Source organism: Salipiger bermudensis HTCC2601, assembly GCF_000153725.1.
GTDB classification, from domain to species: domain Bacteria; phylum Pseudomonadota; class Alphaproteobacteria; order Rhodobacterales; family Rhodobacteraceae; genus Salipiger; species Salipiger bermudensis.
In genome coordinates this window covers 3,271,044-3,284,249 of the sequence record NZ_DS022276.1, presented here as the reverse complement: position 1 = coordinate 3,284,249, position 13,206 = coordinate 3,271,044, and the positions used below count along the sequence as shown (strand labels likewise).

The window sequence follows — 13,206 nt, the reverse complement described above, 5'->3', positions numbered from 1 at the left end:
GCAGTTCGCCGTGGGCGCCGTGGCGGCGCTGGTGCATGACGTGCTGCTGACCATCGGGGTGTTCTCGGAAGTGGGCATCAAGTTCGACCTTGCGATCATCGCGGCGCTGCTGACCATCGTCGGCTACTCGCTCAACGATACGGTGGTGGTGTTCGACCGGGTGCGCGAGAACCTGATCAAGTACAAGAAGCGCCCGCTGAAAGAGGTGCTCGTGGTGTCGATCAACGAAACGCTGAGCCGCACCATCATGACCTCGCTGACCACGCTTCTGGCGCTGTTTGCGCTGTTCGCGCTTGGCGGCGACGTGATCCGCGGCTTCGTCTTCGCAATGATCTGGGGCGTCTTCGTCGGCACCTACTCGTCGATCTTCGTGGCCTCGGCCATCCTGCTCTGGCTCGGGGTCAAGCGCGACTGGTCGAAGCCGGAAGCGGAAGGCGACGCCAAGAAGGCCGCCGGCGGCGCGAGTGTCTGACATCCTTGCCCAGAGCCTCGCCATACCGGGGCTCTGGGTGATGCTGGCCACCTGCTTCATCGCTGGGTTGGTCTACGGCTTTGCCGGCTTCGGCGCGGCGCTGGTCTTCATGCCGGTGGGGACGATCTTCTTGCCGGTCGAGGCCGCCATCGCTTCGTTCAACCTTGCCACCATCGTCTCGATCTTCACGGTGCTGCCGCGCGCGTTGCCGCTGGTCGATCGGCGCGGCACCGCCACGATGGTGCTCTGCGCGCTGCCGATGGTGGCGCTGGGGATCTGGGTGCTGAAGCAGGCCGACGTGACGCTGCTTCGCTGGGCAGTGATCGCGGTCGCCGCGGTCACGCTTGTGGCGCTGGTGAGCGGGCTACGCTACCGCACGACGCCCGGACCCGCGACGCGGGCGGCAGTGGCCGGGGTCACCGGCTTCGTCGGCGGCTCGACCGGGCTTCTGGGGCCGGTTCTGATCCTTTTCCAGTTGGCCGGGCAGGACAGCGTGGCCCGCTCGCGCGCCACCATCCTTGTCTTTCTCACCATCACCTCGACGCTGCTTCTGCCGCTGATGGCGCTGCAGGGCGCGCTGAGCCCCTCGGCCATCCCGCTTGGATTTCTCATGTTTTTGCCATATGGTCTGGGCACGAAGGTTGGTCAGGCCTTGTTCGATCCGGCGCGGGAAGGGGAATACCGCACCGTATCCTACCTGATCATCGCAGCGGCGATCCTTCTTGGGCTGCCGGTATGGGACTAGGGGAAATACCATGCAGATGAATGATGTGAGCTTCGGCGCCGCGACGCCGGTGGATGGCTACGGCCCGGGTTTCTTCCGCATCGGCGGCCAGCCGCTCGACGGGGCGCTCTGCGTCTCGATCGAAGGTGCGCGCAGCTGGGGCGGCCTCGAGGACGAGGCGGCTCTGCTTGATCTGGCCTCCGACATCGACGTGCTCTTCGTCGGCACCGGGGGCGAACTGGTGCCGCTGCCCAAGGCGCTCACGGCCAGGCTCGAGGCTGCGGGCGTCGGCGTCGAGGTGATGAGCACACCGTCTGCCTGCCGCACCTACAATGTGCTGCTGGGCGAGGGGCGTCGCGTGGCGCTCGCGGTGCTGCCGGTCTGAGCGCCACTCTGCGCAGGGCGCGGCCGCACAGGCACCAGCCCGCGCGGTTTTGACGCTTCCGCTCCGGCGATCCCTGCGCTACTCCCGTTTCCATGATGCTGAGCGTGACCGATCTTGCGGTGTCCCGAGGCGGGGTGCCGGTGCTCGAAGGGGTGAGCTTTGCGCTGGCCCCGGGCCGCGCGCTGGTGCTGCGCGGGCCGAACGGCTCGGGCAAGACCACGCTGCTTCGCACCATCGCCGGGCTGCAGCCTCCCTATGCCGGCACCGTCGAGGGCGCCGGAGAGCGCATCGCCTATGCGGCGCATTCCGACGGCCTCAAGGCGATGCTGAGCGTCACCGAGAACCTGCGCTTCTGGGCGCAGGTCTTTGGCACCACGGATATTTCCGCCGCCCTGCGCGATTTTGACCTGGAACGGCTCGAGGACCTGCTGGCGGGCAATCTTTCCGCCGGGCAGAAGCGCCGGCTGGGGCTGGCCCGGATGATGGTCACGGGCCGCCCGGTCTGGGTTCTGGATGAGCCCACCGTGTCGCTCGACACCGCCTCCGTGGCGCTCTTCGCGCAGGCGGTGCGGCGTCATCTTCAGGGCGGTGGTTCGGCGCTTATGGCGACCCATATCGATCTCGGCATTCCCGAGGCGGAGGTGTTCGACGTGACCCCGTTCAAGGCCAGCCCGCGGGCGGCGCTGCAGGACGAGGCTTTCCTGTGATCGCGCTGCTGACACGGGACCTGCGGCTCGCGGTGCGGGCGGGCGGCGGCTTCGGCCTCGGCCTTGCCTTCTTCCTCATCGTCACGGTGCTGGTGCCTTTCGGGGTCGGTCCCGAGACCGGGCTGCTGTCACGCATCGCCCCGGGCGTGCTGTGGATCGGGGCGCTGCTGGCCTGCCTGCTGTCGCTCGACAGGATCTTCGCGCTCGACTGGGAAGACGGCTCGCTCGACCTGCTGGCCACCGCGCCGCTGCCGATGGAGGGCATCGTCTCGATCAAGGCCTTGGCGCACTGGCTCACCACCGGGCTGCCGCTGGTTCTTGCCGCGCCGGTGCTGGGGGTGCTGCTGAGCCTGCCGCTCGAGGGCTATCTCTGGGTGCTGGTCTCGCTTGCTGCAGGCACGCCGGCGCTGTCGGTGATCGGCACCTTCGGGGCGGCGCTGACGGTGGGCCTGAAGCGCGGCGGGCTGCTGCTGTCGCTGCTGGTGCTGCCGCTCTACGTCCCGACCCTGATCTTCGGCGCGGAGGTGGCGCGGCGCGGGGCAGAGGGTCTGGCGGTGCAGACGCCGCTGCTGATGCTGGCCGGGATCAGCGCCGGGGTGATCGCGCTGCTGCCGTTTGCGAGTGCGGCGGTGCTGCGCATCAATCTGCGCTGAGGCTCTCAGATCAATGCCTTCGCCTGACATCCGAGCAATGCTAGCGCGGAATCAAGGCGAAGCCGCCGCGCCATCGTCATGCTGGAAGCATGCCTCCGGCATGACCCGCCCCCCGGGCTGGCGATTTGGTGACGCTTGGCGCAGCGTGTTGAGGTCCTTCGGATGTGGCAGGGATAAACCAAGAGGATCAATGATCCGGTCGCCATCCCGCGGGCCGGCGATGGCGCGGCGGCGCCCGGCGTCTCGAGTGACAGGCAGACGCCGGTTTTCAAAGATAGCCCAATCCGTCGATCAACCCTCGCGCGTATCCCCTGCGGAGCGAGGCCCGCGCCGACCCCGCCCAGCAGCCCCTGCGGCGCCACGACCCTTGCCCCTGACGGAAAATTCAGGTGAAACACTGCGACACTTGCGCTACGGGGAGAGCCATGTCGATCTGGGAATACGCCAACCCTGTCAAATTCATCCGCACCACCGACAAGGTCCTGCCATGGATCTCGGTCGGAGCGGTGCTGTGCCTGGTGACCGGGCTCGTCTGGGGCTTCTTCTTCACGCCGGATGACTTCCGGCAGGGCTCGACCGTCAAGATCTTCTACCTGCACGTCCCCGCCGCCATGATGGCGATCAACGCCTGGGTGATGATGCTGGTGGCCTCGCTGGTCTGGATCATCCGCCGCCACCACGTCTCGGCGCTCGCCGCCCGCGCGGCGGCGCCCGTGGGCGCCACCTTCACGATCATCGCGCTGGCCACCGGCGCGCTCTGGGGGCAGCCCATGTGGGGTACGTGGTGGGCGTGGGATCCGCGCCTGACGTCGTTCCTCGTGCTGTTCCTGTTCTATCTCGGCTACATGGCGCTCTGGGCCGCGATCGAGAATGACGACACCGCTGCCGACCTGACCTCGATCCTCTGCCTTGTGGGCTCGGTCTTCGCCATCCTGTCGCGCTACGCGGTGCTGTTCTGGAACCAGGGCCTGCACCAGGGCGCGTCGCTGTCGCTCGACAAGGAAGAGAACGTGGCCGACGTGTTCTGGTATCCGGCGCTGGTCTGCATCGCGGGCTTCGTGCTGCTGTTCATCGCGCTGGTCTTCCTGCGCACCCAGACGGAAATCCGCGCGCGCCGCGCCCGCGCGCTCATGGCACGGGAGCGTCAGGCATGATCCCGGATCTTGGAAAATACGCCTTCGCGGTGCTCGCCTCCTACGGCGTCGGGCTGGGGCTTCTCGCCGTGCTGGTCATCGCCAGCATCGCCCGCTCGCGCCGCGTGCGCGCCGAGCTGGAACAGATCGAAGAGCGGAGCAAACGCCCCCATGGCTGAGACCAATCCCGAAACCCGCAAGCGGCGCATCTCGCCGCTCATGATCCTGCCGCCGCTGATCTTCGCGGCCTTCGCGGTGATGGCCTTTTTCGGCATGCAGCGCGGCGATACGACAACGCTGCCCTCGACCTTCCTCGGCCAGCCCGCACCGGGCCTGCCCGAGACGACGCTCGAGGGCTTTCCCGGCGTGAGCGATGCCGCTCTGCGCTCGGGCGAGGTGACGGTGGTGAACTTCTGGGCCTCGTGGTGCCCGCCGTGCCGGGCCGAGCATCCGCGCCTGCTCGAACTGCAGGACGAGGGCGTGCGCATCGTCGGCGTCAACTTCAAGGACAAGGCGGGGGCAGCGGCGGGCTACCTGACGGAAGAGCGCTCGCCGTTCATCGGTGTGCCCTTCGATCCGCAGGGCCGCGCGGCGATCAACTGGGGGGTCACCGGTCCGCCCGAGACCTTCATCGTCGCGGGCGACGGCACGGTGCTGCACAAGCACGTGGGCCCGCTTGCCGGCACGCTCTATACCGATGTGTTCCTGCCCAAGCTCTATGAGGCGCTCGGGCGCTGAACAACACGAGAGGGGCGCGGTCGGAACCGCGCCCTGATGCTATGAGGCTCTGCAATCACAGATCGCAGGGCGTGCTCATGTCGAGGCTGCTGCAGCTCGGCTGGACCGGCTGCGGATGGCCCTGCGCCGCGAAGGCGCCGAAGATGGCCAGCAGCGCAAGCGCCCCGGCCTGAATGATCGTGATTGTCCTGACTTTCCTGCTCTTGTTCATGGGTCTGCCTGCGGTTTGTTTTTTTCTTGTAGGTAAAGAAGAAAGCGCAGACGGCCCCGTTTTCAAGCACCGTGTCTGAGGGTTTGTCCGGATAAGCTGCCGGTGTGGCAAGCTTTCGCTGGTTTCCCGCGCGGAACGACGCAGAGGCGCCGAGGGGCGCGACAAACCGTAATGTTTCGTGAGACTCAACTGCCCGCGAAACGGGCAAATAGGACACCTTGAGCGGGCAAGGCCCGCCCGATGTGGCTACAGCTGTTCAGGTCCTCGTCAGCGGACGACGATCTCGTCCGAACGCATAACGCCCAGCACATCGCGCGCCTGCTGGTCGAGCAGGTCGAGATCGAGGTAATCGTCCGACAGGCGGCGGGTGAGGTTCTCCATCCGGGCGACCTCTCCCTCGAGCGACTTGAGTTCGCCGGCGAGCCGGTCGCCCTCGACCTCGATCTCGGCGCGACGGAACAGGCCGAAATCGCCCTGCACCGCGGCAAAGACGAAATAGCCCGAGAGGCTCAGGGTGATGGCCGTGTAGATCACGACACCGAATGCGGGTTTGCGCCTTGCGCTCATGTCTGCGCTCTTGCTCTGCCTTGGGAGGCACCTCTGACGGGTGCGTTAGGAGCAGTATGGCACAGGCGATTCGGGATGGGAATCCCTCGTGTCAGGCGAGGGGCATAATTCCTCGTGAGGCAGAGGGCATTGCCGCGTCGCGTGGCATGTCGCAGGCCGCGCGGAAGCGCGTGGTGAGCATGTGCTTGGCGTTTTGCACCGCGCGCTCGATGTCCAGATGTTGCGCGAGCCCGCCCGCGATGACGGAGGCGAGCTGACAGCCGGTGCCGCGCAGTGTGCCGTCGAGGCGCGGGGCGTGGAACTCTGCCACCGGCGCCGAGGCGCGATAGAGCCAGTCGGTGGCAACCTCCGGCGTCGCATCGTGGCCACCCTTGACCAGCACCGCGCGGCATCCTCTGTCCTGTAGCAGGCCAATCGCCTTCTCGGAGGAGGCGCCAAGCGCCGCCGCGAGGGTGTCGAGCTCTGGCAGGTTCGGGGTCATGAGCGTGACGCGCGGCACGAGACGGCCGAGCAACGCGGCGATGCCGTCATCGTCAAGAAGCGACCGGCCCGAGGTCGAAACCAGCACCGGGTCGAGCACCAGTGGCCGGTCGGGCAGGGCGCTCGCGACGGCATCGACAAGGGCGGCGTGGCCCAGCATGCCGATCTTCACCGCATCCACCGGCCCCTCGCAGGCTGCGGCGATCTGGCTTGCGACCAGCGCAGGCGGCATGACCTGTACCTCCCGCACGGCGGCGTCGCTCTGCGCGGTCACGGCGGTGACTGCGGCGCAGCTCTCCAGACCCATCGCGGCGAGGGTGGCGGCATCGCGCAGCAATCCGGCGCCGCCGCTGGAATCGATCCCGCCGATGCAGAGCACGCGCGCGCTCATGTGGCGAGGATTGCCGCGATGCCACCCGCCGCGCGCAGGTCCTGCGCCGCGCGCCAGGCCCGGAGGCCGGTGGCGCAGGCGAAGACCACGCGCTGGCCGCTCTCGCCGTTCAATTCGGAAAGCCCGCCCTCCGGCAGCCTTTGCGCCTTCGGCGTCGCGGGCACGGGCGCCTCTTCGCGAGACCGCAGGTCGATAACGCGGTCTGAAGGCAACAGCTGCGAGGCCGCGAGGATCTCGGGGCCGTTCGTTTCCGGCTCGGGCGCCGTGTCGAAGCGGAACCCGCCGATGCGCCAGCTTGCGAGATCGAGCGTCAGCATCTGGCCCAGCGGCGAGGGCGCCAGCCCGAGCAGCGCTGAGAGCGCCATCTGCGCCTGCAGAGCGCCCAGGGTCGCCACGGCGGGCCCCATCACCCCGGCGGCATCGCAGCTCGTGAGCGTGGGCGGCATGTCCGGGAACACCGCACGATAGCTCGGCGCGCCGCCGCAGAACCCGCCGACATGGCCCGCCCGCCCGGTCACGGCGGCGCTGATGAAGGGCAGGTTCGCGGCGTGGCATAGGTCCGACAGCGCGTAGGTCGCGGTGACCCGGTCGGCTGCATCCATCACCAGATCGGCCTTGGCAAGGGCAGCAGCGGCACTGTCGGAGAGCAGCGGTTCAGCTCGTGGCGCAATGTGGCAATCGGGGTTCAGCCCGGCCAGCGTCTCGGCCGCGACCTCGGCCTTGGGGCGGTCAAGGTCGGACATGCGGTAGAGTGTCTGCCGGTGCAGGTTGCTCTCGGCCACGGTATCGGGATCGTAGAGCGTGATGTGCCCGACGCCCGCGCCTGCAAGAAGCGGCAGTAGGGCCGCGCCGAGCCCGCCGGCACCGGCCACCAGCACCCGGGACTGCGCCAGACGCGCCTGGCCCTCGGGGCCGATTTCGGGCAGGCGCATCTGTCGGTCGTAACGGCTCATGCGGGCACCCGCGTCGCTGCGATCCACTCGCGGCAGCGCGCCTCTGGGCTTGCCGCCTGCTGGATGTCGGTCACCACTGCCGCGCTGTCGGCGCCGGCCTCGAAGAGCCCGGGCAGGCGCTCGGGCGTCAGCCCGCCGATCCCCACCAAAGGCTTGTCTCCCACCAGTCGTTTCCAGCGCCGGACCTTCTCGAGCCCCTGCGGCGCCCATTTCATCTTCTTTAGACGCGTCGGATAGACCGGCCCCAGCGCCACGTAGTCCGGGGCGCAGGCCAGCGCGCGGTCGAGCTCGGCCTCGTCATGGGTCGACACACCGATGCGGACGCCCGCCCGGCGCAGAGCGTCGAAATCGGCGCCGTCCATGTCCTCCTGACCGAGATGGACGAAGGTGCAATTCAGGTCGAGCGCGAGCCGCCAGTGGTCATTAACCACGAGCTGCGCCCCGTGCACGGCGCAGATGTCGCGGGCGCGGGCGATCTGGCGGCGCAGCTCGGCCTCGGGCAGATCCTTGAGCCGGAGCTGCACAAGCCGAACCCCCTGCGGCACCAGAAGCTCGAGACGGCCGACATGGCCGGTGATCAGGTAAAAACGATCGAGCCAACCCATCATGCCAACTCCGCCATGCCGAAAACCGGGGTCGAGGCCGTGGCCATGTCGCGGCAGGGCATCAGCCCGGCGTCGTGCGCCGTGCGCCCCGCTTCCACCGCCGCGCCGAAGGCGCGGGCCATGCCGACCGGGTCCAACGCCTTGGCCACCGCGGTGTTGAGCAGCACCGCGTCAAAGCCCATCTCCATCGCCGCCATGGCCTGCGACGGCGCGCCGATGCCGGCGTCGATCACCAGAGGCACATCGGGAAAATGTGCGCGCATGGTGCGCAGCGCGTCGCGATGGCGCAGCCCCTGACCGGAGCCGATCGGCGCGCCCCAGGGCATCAGCACCCGGCAGCCAGCCTCGATGAGCCGCTCGCCCACGATCAGGTCCTCGGTGGTGTAGGGGAACACGTCGAAGCCGTCCTCGGTGAGGATGCGTGCCGCCTCGACCAGCGCGAACGGGTCGGGCTGCAGCGTGTCCGCATGTCCGATCACCTCGAGCTTGATCCAGCTGGTGCCGAACAGTTCGCGCGCCATCTGCGCCGTGGTCACAGCCTCGCGCACGGAGTGACACCCGGCAGTGTTGGGCAGGATGCGGCAGCCGCTCTGGCGCAGGATCTCGCGGAAGGCGTCTCCCTCGCTGCCCTCGCGCCGCAGTGACACGGTGATCACCTCGGCGCCTGAGGCGGCGATCGCCTCGCGCAGCACCTGCGGCGAGGGATATTGCGCGGTGCCCAGCATCAGGCGGCTTTTCAGGTCGGTTCCGTAGAACATCGGCTTAGCCTCCCTGCATCGGTGAAAGCACTTCGACCCGCGCCCCCTCGGAGAGCGTTGCAGTCCCGCGGGCGGTGCGGGGGATGAAGCTGCCGTTCACCGCGGTGGCGACGGCGGCGTCGGCAAAGCCGTGCTCCTCGATCAGGTCTTGCAGGGTGCGGGCGCGGGTCTCGATCGACGCGCCGTTGAGGTCAATGCGCATGGGTGAGGTCCTTGGAAGATGGCGATGGGAGCGCCTCGGCCAGCTCCTCCGCCAGCACCGGGGCCATGAGAAAGCCGTGCCGGTAGAGGCCGTTGAGGTGGGTTCGGTCGGGCGCATGGCGCAGCGCCGGAATGTTGTCTGGGAAGGCGGGGCGCAGGCCCGCACCTGTGGCGATCACCTCGGCCTCGGCAAAGCCGGGGTGCAACGTGTAGGCGGCGGAGAGCAGCTCCATCACCGCGCGGGCGGTGACCGGGCCGGGCCGGGCGCTTTCGACCATGGTGGCGCCGATCATGTAGCGGCCGCCGCCGCGCGGCACCACGTAGCAGGGAAAGCGCGGGTGCAGCAGCCGCACGGGGCGCGTGAGCTGCACGTCGGGCGCGCAAAGCTCCAGCATCTCGCCCCGCACGGCGCGCAGGTCGGGCAGGTGGCTTGCCGCGGCCAGCCCCCGGCAGTCGACGATGCCGCCGCGCGGTCCACCCTCCCGGAAAGCGACGCCCTGCGCCACGAGCCGCTCGCGCAGATGGGCGAGCGCCGCGCGCGGGTCCATGTGGGCCTCCTCCGGAAAGTGCAGCCCACGGGCGAAGCGACCGGCCAGTTCCGGCTCGAGATCGGCAGGCGACACCGCTCGGTGGCCTTGGGTGGCGCGGGCGAAGCGGTCGAGCTCGGCGGCGTCGCGCGGCGGCGCCACGACCAGCGTGCCGCGACGCACCACGCCGGGCATTCGCGCCGCCCACCAGCCAAGCGCCGCCTGACCTTTCGATACCACGACCGCCGGCGCGGACTCGCCCTCGCAGAACGGCGCCAGCATCCCGCCCGCAAGCAGAGAGGCGGGCGCGGGCGCGTCTTCGGGCGCGATCACCTCGACCGGCAGCCCGCGCTCGGTAAGCGCGGTGGCGGCGCAAAGCCCCGCCACCCCGGTGCCCAGAACCGAGATCATTCCGAGGGCTCGGCGGGCACGTAGAGCGCGCCGCCCTCGCGGAACTTCTCGGCCATCTTCTCCATGCCCTCCTGCTTTTCGGCTTCGGCTCGGATGTCGTGGCTGATCTTCATGGAGCAGAATTTCGGCCCGCACATGGAGCAGAAATGCGCCACCTTGTGGGCCTCGGCGGGCATCGTCTCGTCATGCATCTCGCGCGCGGTGTCGGGATCGAGGCCGATGTTGAACTGGTCGATCCAGCGGAACTCGAACCGTGCCCGGCTGATGGCGTCGTCGCGCAGCTGCGCGCCGGGGTGGCCCTTGGCAAGATCGGCGGCGTGGGCGGCGAGCTTGTAGGTGATCACGCCGGTTTTCACGTCGTCGCGGTCGGGCAGGCCGAGATGCTCCTTCGGCGTTACGTAGCAGAGCATCGCGGTGCCAAACCAGCCGATCATCGCCGCCCCGATGGCCGAGGTGATGTGGTCGTAGCCCGGCGCGATATCGGTGGTGAGCGGCCCGAGCGTGTAGAACGGCGCCTCGTGGCAGTGCTTGAGCTGCTCTTCCATGTTCTCCTTGATCTTGTGCATCGGCACGTGGCCGGGGCCCTCGATCATCACCTGGCAGTCCTTGGCCCAGGCGATCTTGGTCAGCTCGCCCAGCGTGCGCAGCTCGGCGAACTGCGCCTCGTCATTGGCGTCGGCGATGGAGCCCGGACGCAGCCCGTCGCCAAGGCTGAACGAGACGTCGTAGCGGCGACAGATGTCGCAGATCTCGTCGAAATGCTCGTAGAGAAAGCTCTCGCGGTGATGGTGCAGGCACCACTTGGCCATGATCGAGCCGCCGCGGCTGACGATACCGGTGACGCGCTTTGCGGTCATCGGGATCATGTGCAGTCGCACCCCGGCATGGATGGTGAAGTAATCGACGCCTTGCTCGGCTTGCTCGATCAGCGTGTCGCGGAAGATCTCCCATGTCAGGTCCTCGGCGATGCCGCCGACCTTCTCGAGCGCCTGGTAGAGCGGCACCGTGCCGATCGGCACCGGCGCGTTGCGGATGATCCAGTCGCGGATGTTGTGGATGTTGCGCCCGGTCGAGAGGTCCATCACCGTGTCACCGCCCCAGCGGATCGCCCAGACCATCTTTTCGACCTCTTCCTCCATCGAGGAGGTGACCGCCGAGTTGCCGATATTGGCGTTGATCTTGACCTTGAAGTTGCGCCCGATGATCATCGGCTCGAGCTCGCGGTGGTTGATGTTGGCGGGGATGATGGCGCGCCCGGCGGCGATCTCGTCGCGCACGAAGTCCGGCGTCACGAGGTCCGGCAGGTTGGCGCCCATCGGCGCGCCGTCGCGGGTATGCGCGGCACGCCGGCCTTCGTTTTCGCGGATCGCGACGAACTCCATCTCGGGGGTGACGATCCCGGCGCGGGCATAGGCCAGCTGGGTCACGGCCCGGTCGCCGGTGGCGCGCAACGGCTTGCGCTGCTCCGGGAAGCCCGGCACCAGCCGGTCGCCCTTGGCAAAGCCGTTATCGGCGTCGGTGACGCCGCGGCCCTCGTATTCCTCGACGTCGCCACGGGCATGCAGCCAGCCGCCGCGCACCTCGGGCAGGCCCTTGGCGATGTCGATCTCGATCGCCGGATCAGTATAGGGGCCGGAGCTGTCATAGACCCGCAGCGGCGCCTCGTCTGTGAGGGCGATCTCGCGCAGGGGGACGCGGAGCTCGTGGGTCTCGCCATGGACGTAAACCTTGGTCGAGGCGGGCAGCGCGCCCGTGGTGATGGTGGGGATGGTGTCTTTCATTTCGGTCTCCTCTCGCGATGAGACCCAAGTGAAACGTAGTGCAGAAAGGGGCCGGACAGCCCAGGTTGCGGCAATGCGCAACAGGGCCATGCGGCCCGAAAAGGCCGCCCCTCGAGATGCGATGGGGGAATGCCCTTCGGTCTTCCTACGCCAGCGTCAACTGGGTCAGGTTCGAAGGGTCGCGTCACCCCGGCATCAATGTGCCGGTGTCAGCCTCTCAGTCCCCTCTGGCGGGACTCCCCTGACGTGTCGGCAGGATAGGAAATCACGCTTTGCGGTCAAGCGGCGAAAGTGCCCGGGGAGGATATTTCTTGTTCAGATCTAAAATTGTGCATTTAGTACAGTGTAGTGGCAGCATTAGGTGATGCAATACATGAGCATCCGTCCGGAGCTGAAGATGTGAATACGGGGACCGGGCCTCTGGCCCGATCCCCTGCTGTCGCTCCCGTTGGTCTGCTTCAAGGGGGAGAGGGAGTTAGCCGAACAGGCCCGACAGCAATCCGTCATCGTGATCCTCGTCGCCGCTCTCGTGATGCGGGTCATGCTCCGAGCTGTCGTCGCTCCAGTCGCCAAGAAGGTGGCGTACCGCATCGCCGACGTCGAATGCCTCGGACCCCAGAAGCTCGTCCACGGTGCCGCCATCGCCAAGAAGGTCCTCGACCACGCCATCGGTCTCGCTGTGATCGGGGTGGTTGTCGCCGGTGAGCAGGTCATCGACGGTGCCGCCATCGCCAAGCAGCTCGTCCACTGTGCCACCTTCGTCCAGAAGATCAGCCACGACGCCGTCGGTCTCGCTGTGATCGGGCTTGTTGTCGCCGGTGAGCAGGTCATCGACGGTGCCGCCATCGCCAAGCAGCTCGTCCACGGTGCCACCTTCGCCAAGAAGATCGTCCACCAGCCCGTGGGTCTCACTGCCATCGGCCATGTCGTCGCCGGTGAGCAGGGCATCGACCGTCCCGCCGTCGCCCAGGAGGTCGTCGATCGGCCCGTCTTCCTCCAGAAGCCCGGCCTGGTCGTGATCCGCACCGCCGATGTTGATATCGACCAGGCCATCGTCGAGGAGATCATCGGTGGTGCCGCCGTCGCCGAGGACTTCGTCAAGCGTCCCGCCCTCGGCCAGCAGCCCGTCGATCACGCCCTCGGTGGTCGAGTTGTCTGCCTGTTCGTCGCCGGTGAGCAGGTCATCGACCGTCCCGCCGTCGCCGAGCAGCTCATCGACCAGACCGCCCTCCGCCAGAAGGTCGTCGACCAGACCATCGGTTTCGCTGCCATCTGCCATGTCGTCGCCGGTGAGGATGCGGTCGAGCACGCCGGCATCGCCCGCGAGTTCATCGAGGATGCCGCCCTCGCCGGCGAGATCGTCGCCAAGACCGTCTGTCTCGCTGCCATCAGGGCCATCGTGGTTGCCCAGCAGCGTGTCGCCCGCGCCACCGTCGCCGGCAAGGTCGTCGACAAGACCGTCTTCGTCGAAGAGCGAGATCACCGAGTGGTCCTCCTCCGGCGCGGATG

17 protein-coding genes and 1 pseudogene are annotated in these 13,206 nt (G+C 68.0%); 8 read left to right on the top strand and 10 right to left on the bottom strand.

Annotated elements, in window-relative coordinates; genetic code table 11:
* The 8 genes from secF to R2601_RS15500 all read left to right on the top strand — a co-directional run.
* The coding region (gene secF / locus R2601_RS15535) for a protein translocase subunit SecF (RefSeq protein ID WP_007800018.1) at positions 1-472 on the top strand (472 nt) is incomplete at its 5' end.
* Positions 465-1,217, top strand: coding sequence for a sulfite exporter TauE/SafE family protein (locus R2601_RS15530; RefSeq protein ID WP_007800017.1), 753 nt, complete (start codon positions 465-467; stop codon positions 1,215-1,217). The genes secF and R2601_RS15530, both read left to right, overlap by 8 nt.
* A gap of 10 nt (positions 1,218-1,227) precedes the next feature.
* Positions 1,228-1,581 carry an Mth938-like domain-containing protein gene (locus R2601_RS15525; protein ID WP_007800015.1) on the top strand — a complete coding sequence of 118 codons (354 nt, stop codon included), beginning with the start codon at positions 1,228-1,230 and terminating at the stop codon, positions 1,579-1,581.
* Positions 1,582-1,673: 92 nt separating this feature from the next.
* Positions 1,674-2,288 carry a heme ABC exporter ATP-binding protein CcmA gene (ccmA, locus tag R2601_RS15520; RefSeq protein WP_007800013.1) on the top strand — a complete coding sequence of 205 codons (615 nt, stop codon included), beginning with the start codon at positions 1,674-1,676 and terminating at the stop codon, positions 2,286-2,288.
* On the top strand, positions 2,285-2,941 hold the full coding sequence (gene ccmB, locus R2601_RS15515; protein ID WP_007800011.1) for a heme exporter protein CcmB: 657 nt from the start codon (positions 2,285-2,287) through the stop codon (positions 2,939-2,941). The genes ccmA and ccmB overlap by 4 nt, the downstream gene beginning before the upstream one ends.
* Before the next feature lie 425 nt (positions 2,942-3,366).
* Entirely contained in the window at positions 3,367-4,095 is a 729-nt protein-coding gene (locus R2601_RS15510) for a heme ABC transporter permease (protein WP_007800009.1), read from the top strand.
* Positions 4,092-4,253 (top strand): heme exporter protein CcmD, encoded by a 162-nt coding sequence (gene ccmD, locus R2601_RS15505; protein WP_007800007.1) that lies wholly within the window; start codon positions 4,092-4,094, stop codon positions 4,251-4,253. Before R2601_RS15510 ends, ccmD begins: the two co-directional genes overlap by 4 nt.
* On the top strand, positions 4,246-4,812 hold the full coding sequence (locus R2601_RS15500) for a DsbE family thiol:disulfide interchange protein (RefSeq protein ID WP_007800005.1): 567 nt from the start codon (positions 4,246-4,248) through the stop codon (positions 4,810-4,812). The genes ccmD and R2601_RS15500 overlap by 8 nt, the downstream gene beginning before the upstream one ends.
* 55 nt (positions 4,813-4,867) lie before the next feature.
* On the opposite strand, the gene R2601_RS27040 is transcribed toward R2601_RS15500, so the two are convergent.
* From R2601_RS27040 to R2601_RS15455, 10 genes and pseudogenes are all read right to left on the bottom strand, one after another.
* Complete coding sequence (locus R2601_RS27040) at positions 4,868-5,023, bottom strand: hypothetical protein (protein ID WP_007800003.1); 156 nt, start codon at positions 5,021-5,023, stop codon at positions 4,868-4,870.
* Between the two features lie 267 nt (positions 5,024-5,290).
* Positions 5,291-5,590 carry an FtsB family cell division protein gene (locus R2601_RS15495; RefSeq protein ID WP_007800002.1) on the bottom strand — a complete coding sequence of 100 codons (300 nt, stop codon included), beginning with the start codon at positions 5,588-5,590 and terminating at the stop codon, positions 5,291-5,293.
* 91 nt (positions 5,591-5,681) lie between these two features.
* The gene (locus R2601_RS15490) at positions 5,682-6,461 is read right to left on the bottom strand and encodes a hydroxymethylpyrimidine/phosphomethylpyrimidine kinase (protein ID WP_007800001.1); all 780 of its coding nucleotides are present in this window, start codon (positions 6,459-6,461) and stop codon (positions 5,682-5,684) included.
* On the bottom strand, positions 6,458-7,414 hold the full coding sequence (locus R2601_RS15485) for a ThiF family adenylyltransferase (RefSeq protein ID WP_040545425.1): 957 nt from the start codon (positions 7,412-7,414) through the stop codon (positions 6,458-6,460). Before R2601_RS15485 ends, R2601_RS15490 begins: the two co-directional genes overlap by 4 nt.
* On the bottom strand, positions 7,411-8,019 hold the full coding sequence (locus R2601_RS15480; protein ID WP_007799996.1) for a thiamine phosphate synthase: 609 nt from the start codon (positions 8,017-8,019) through the stop codon (positions 7,411-7,413). The genes R2601_RS15485 and R2601_RS15480 overlap by 4 nt, the downstream gene beginning before the upstream one ends.
* The gene (locus tag R2601_RS15475) at positions 8,019-8,777 is read right to left on the bottom strand and encodes a thiazole synthase (RefSeq protein WP_007799994.1); all 759 of its coding nucleotides are present in this window, start codon (positions 8,775-8,777) and stop codon (positions 8,019-8,021) included. The genes R2601_RS15480 and R2601_RS15475 overlap by 1 nt, the downstream gene beginning before the upstream one ends.
* 4 nt (positions 8,778-8,781) lie before the next feature.
* The gene (gene thiS / locus R2601_RS15470) at positions 8,782-8,979 is read right to left on the bottom strand and encodes a sulfur carrier protein ThiS (protein WP_007799992.1); all 198 of its coding nucleotides are present in this window, start codon (positions 8,977-8,979) and stop codon (positions 8,782-8,784) included.
* Complete coding sequence (locus R2601_RS15465) at positions 8,969-9,916, bottom strand: FAD-dependent oxidoreductase (RefSeq protein WP_007799990.1); 948 nt, start codon at positions 9,914-9,916, stop codon at positions 8,969-8,971. The genes thiS and R2601_RS15465 overlap by 11 nt, the downstream gene beginning before the upstream one ends.
* On the bottom strand, positions 9,913-11,697 hold the full coding sequence (gene thiC / locus R2601_RS15460) for a phosphomethylpyrimidine synthase ThiC (protein ID WP_007799989.1): 1,785 nt from the start codon (positions 11,695-11,697) through the stop codon (positions 9,913-9,915). Before thiC ends, R2601_RS15465 begins: the two co-directional genes overlap by 4 nt.
* Positions 11,698-12,172: 475 nt before the next feature.
* Positions 12,173-13,206 (bottom strand): annotated as a pseudogene (locus R2601_RS15455) (hypothetical protein); the annotation flags it as partial.

Bases quoted from the DNA above. Each gene is read 5' to 3' on its own strand.
- R2601_RS15525 (WP_007800015.1), top strand. From the start codon at position 1,228: ATGCAGATGAATGATGTGAGCTTCGGCGCCGCGACGCCGGTGGATGGC.
- ccmA (WP_007800013.1), top strand. From the start codon at position 1,674: ATGATGCTGAGCGTGACCGATCTTGCGGTGTCCCGAGGCGGGGTGCCG.
- R2601_RS15510 (WP_007800009.1), top strand. From the start codon at position 3,367: ATGTCGATCTGGGAATACGCCAACCCTGTCAAATTCATCCGCACCACC.
- ccmD (WP_007800007.1), top strand. From the start codon at position 4,092: ATGATCCCGGATCTTGGAAAATACGCCTTCGCGGTGCTCGCCTCCTAC.
- R2601_RS15500 (WP_007800005.1), top strand. From the start codon at position 4,246: ATGGCTGAGACCAATCCCGAAACCCGCAAGCGGCGCATCTCGCCGCTC.
- R2601_RS27040 (WP_007800003.1), bottom strand. From the start codon at position 5,023: ATGAACAAGAGCAGGAAAGTCAGGACAATCACGATCATTCAGGCCGGG.
- R2601_RS15495 (WP_007800002.1), bottom strand. From the start codon at position 5,590: ATGAGCGCAAGGCGCAAACCCGCATTCGGTGTCGTGATCTACACGGCC.
- R2601_RS15490 (WP_007800001.1), bottom strand. From the start codon at position 6,461: ATGAGCGCGCGCGTGCTCTGCATCGGCGGGATCGATTCCAGCGGCGGC.
- R2601_RS15485 (WP_040545425.1), bottom strand. From the start codon at position 7,414: ATGAGCCGTTACGACCGACAGATGCGCCTGCCCGAAATCGGCCCCGAG.
- R2601_RS15480 (WP_007799996.1), bottom strand. From the start codon at position 8,019: ATGGGTTGGCTCGATCGTTTTTACCTGATCACCGGCCATGTCGGCCGT.
- R2601_RS15475 (WP_007799994.1), bottom strand. From the start codon at position 8,777: ATGTTCTACGGAACCGACCTGAAAAGCCGCCTGATGCTGGGCACCGCG.
- thiS (WP_007799992.1), bottom strand. From the start codon at position 8,979: ATGCGCATTGACCTCAACGGCGCGTCGATCGAGACCCGCGCCCGCACC.
- R2601_RS15465 (WP_007799990.1), bottom strand. From the start codon at position 9,916: ATGATCTCGGTTCTGGGCACCGGGGTGGCGGGGCTTTGCGCCGCCACC.
- thiC (WP_007799989.1), bottom strand. From the start codon at position 11,697: ATGAAAGACACCATCCCCACCATCACCACGGGCGCGCTGCCCGCCTCG.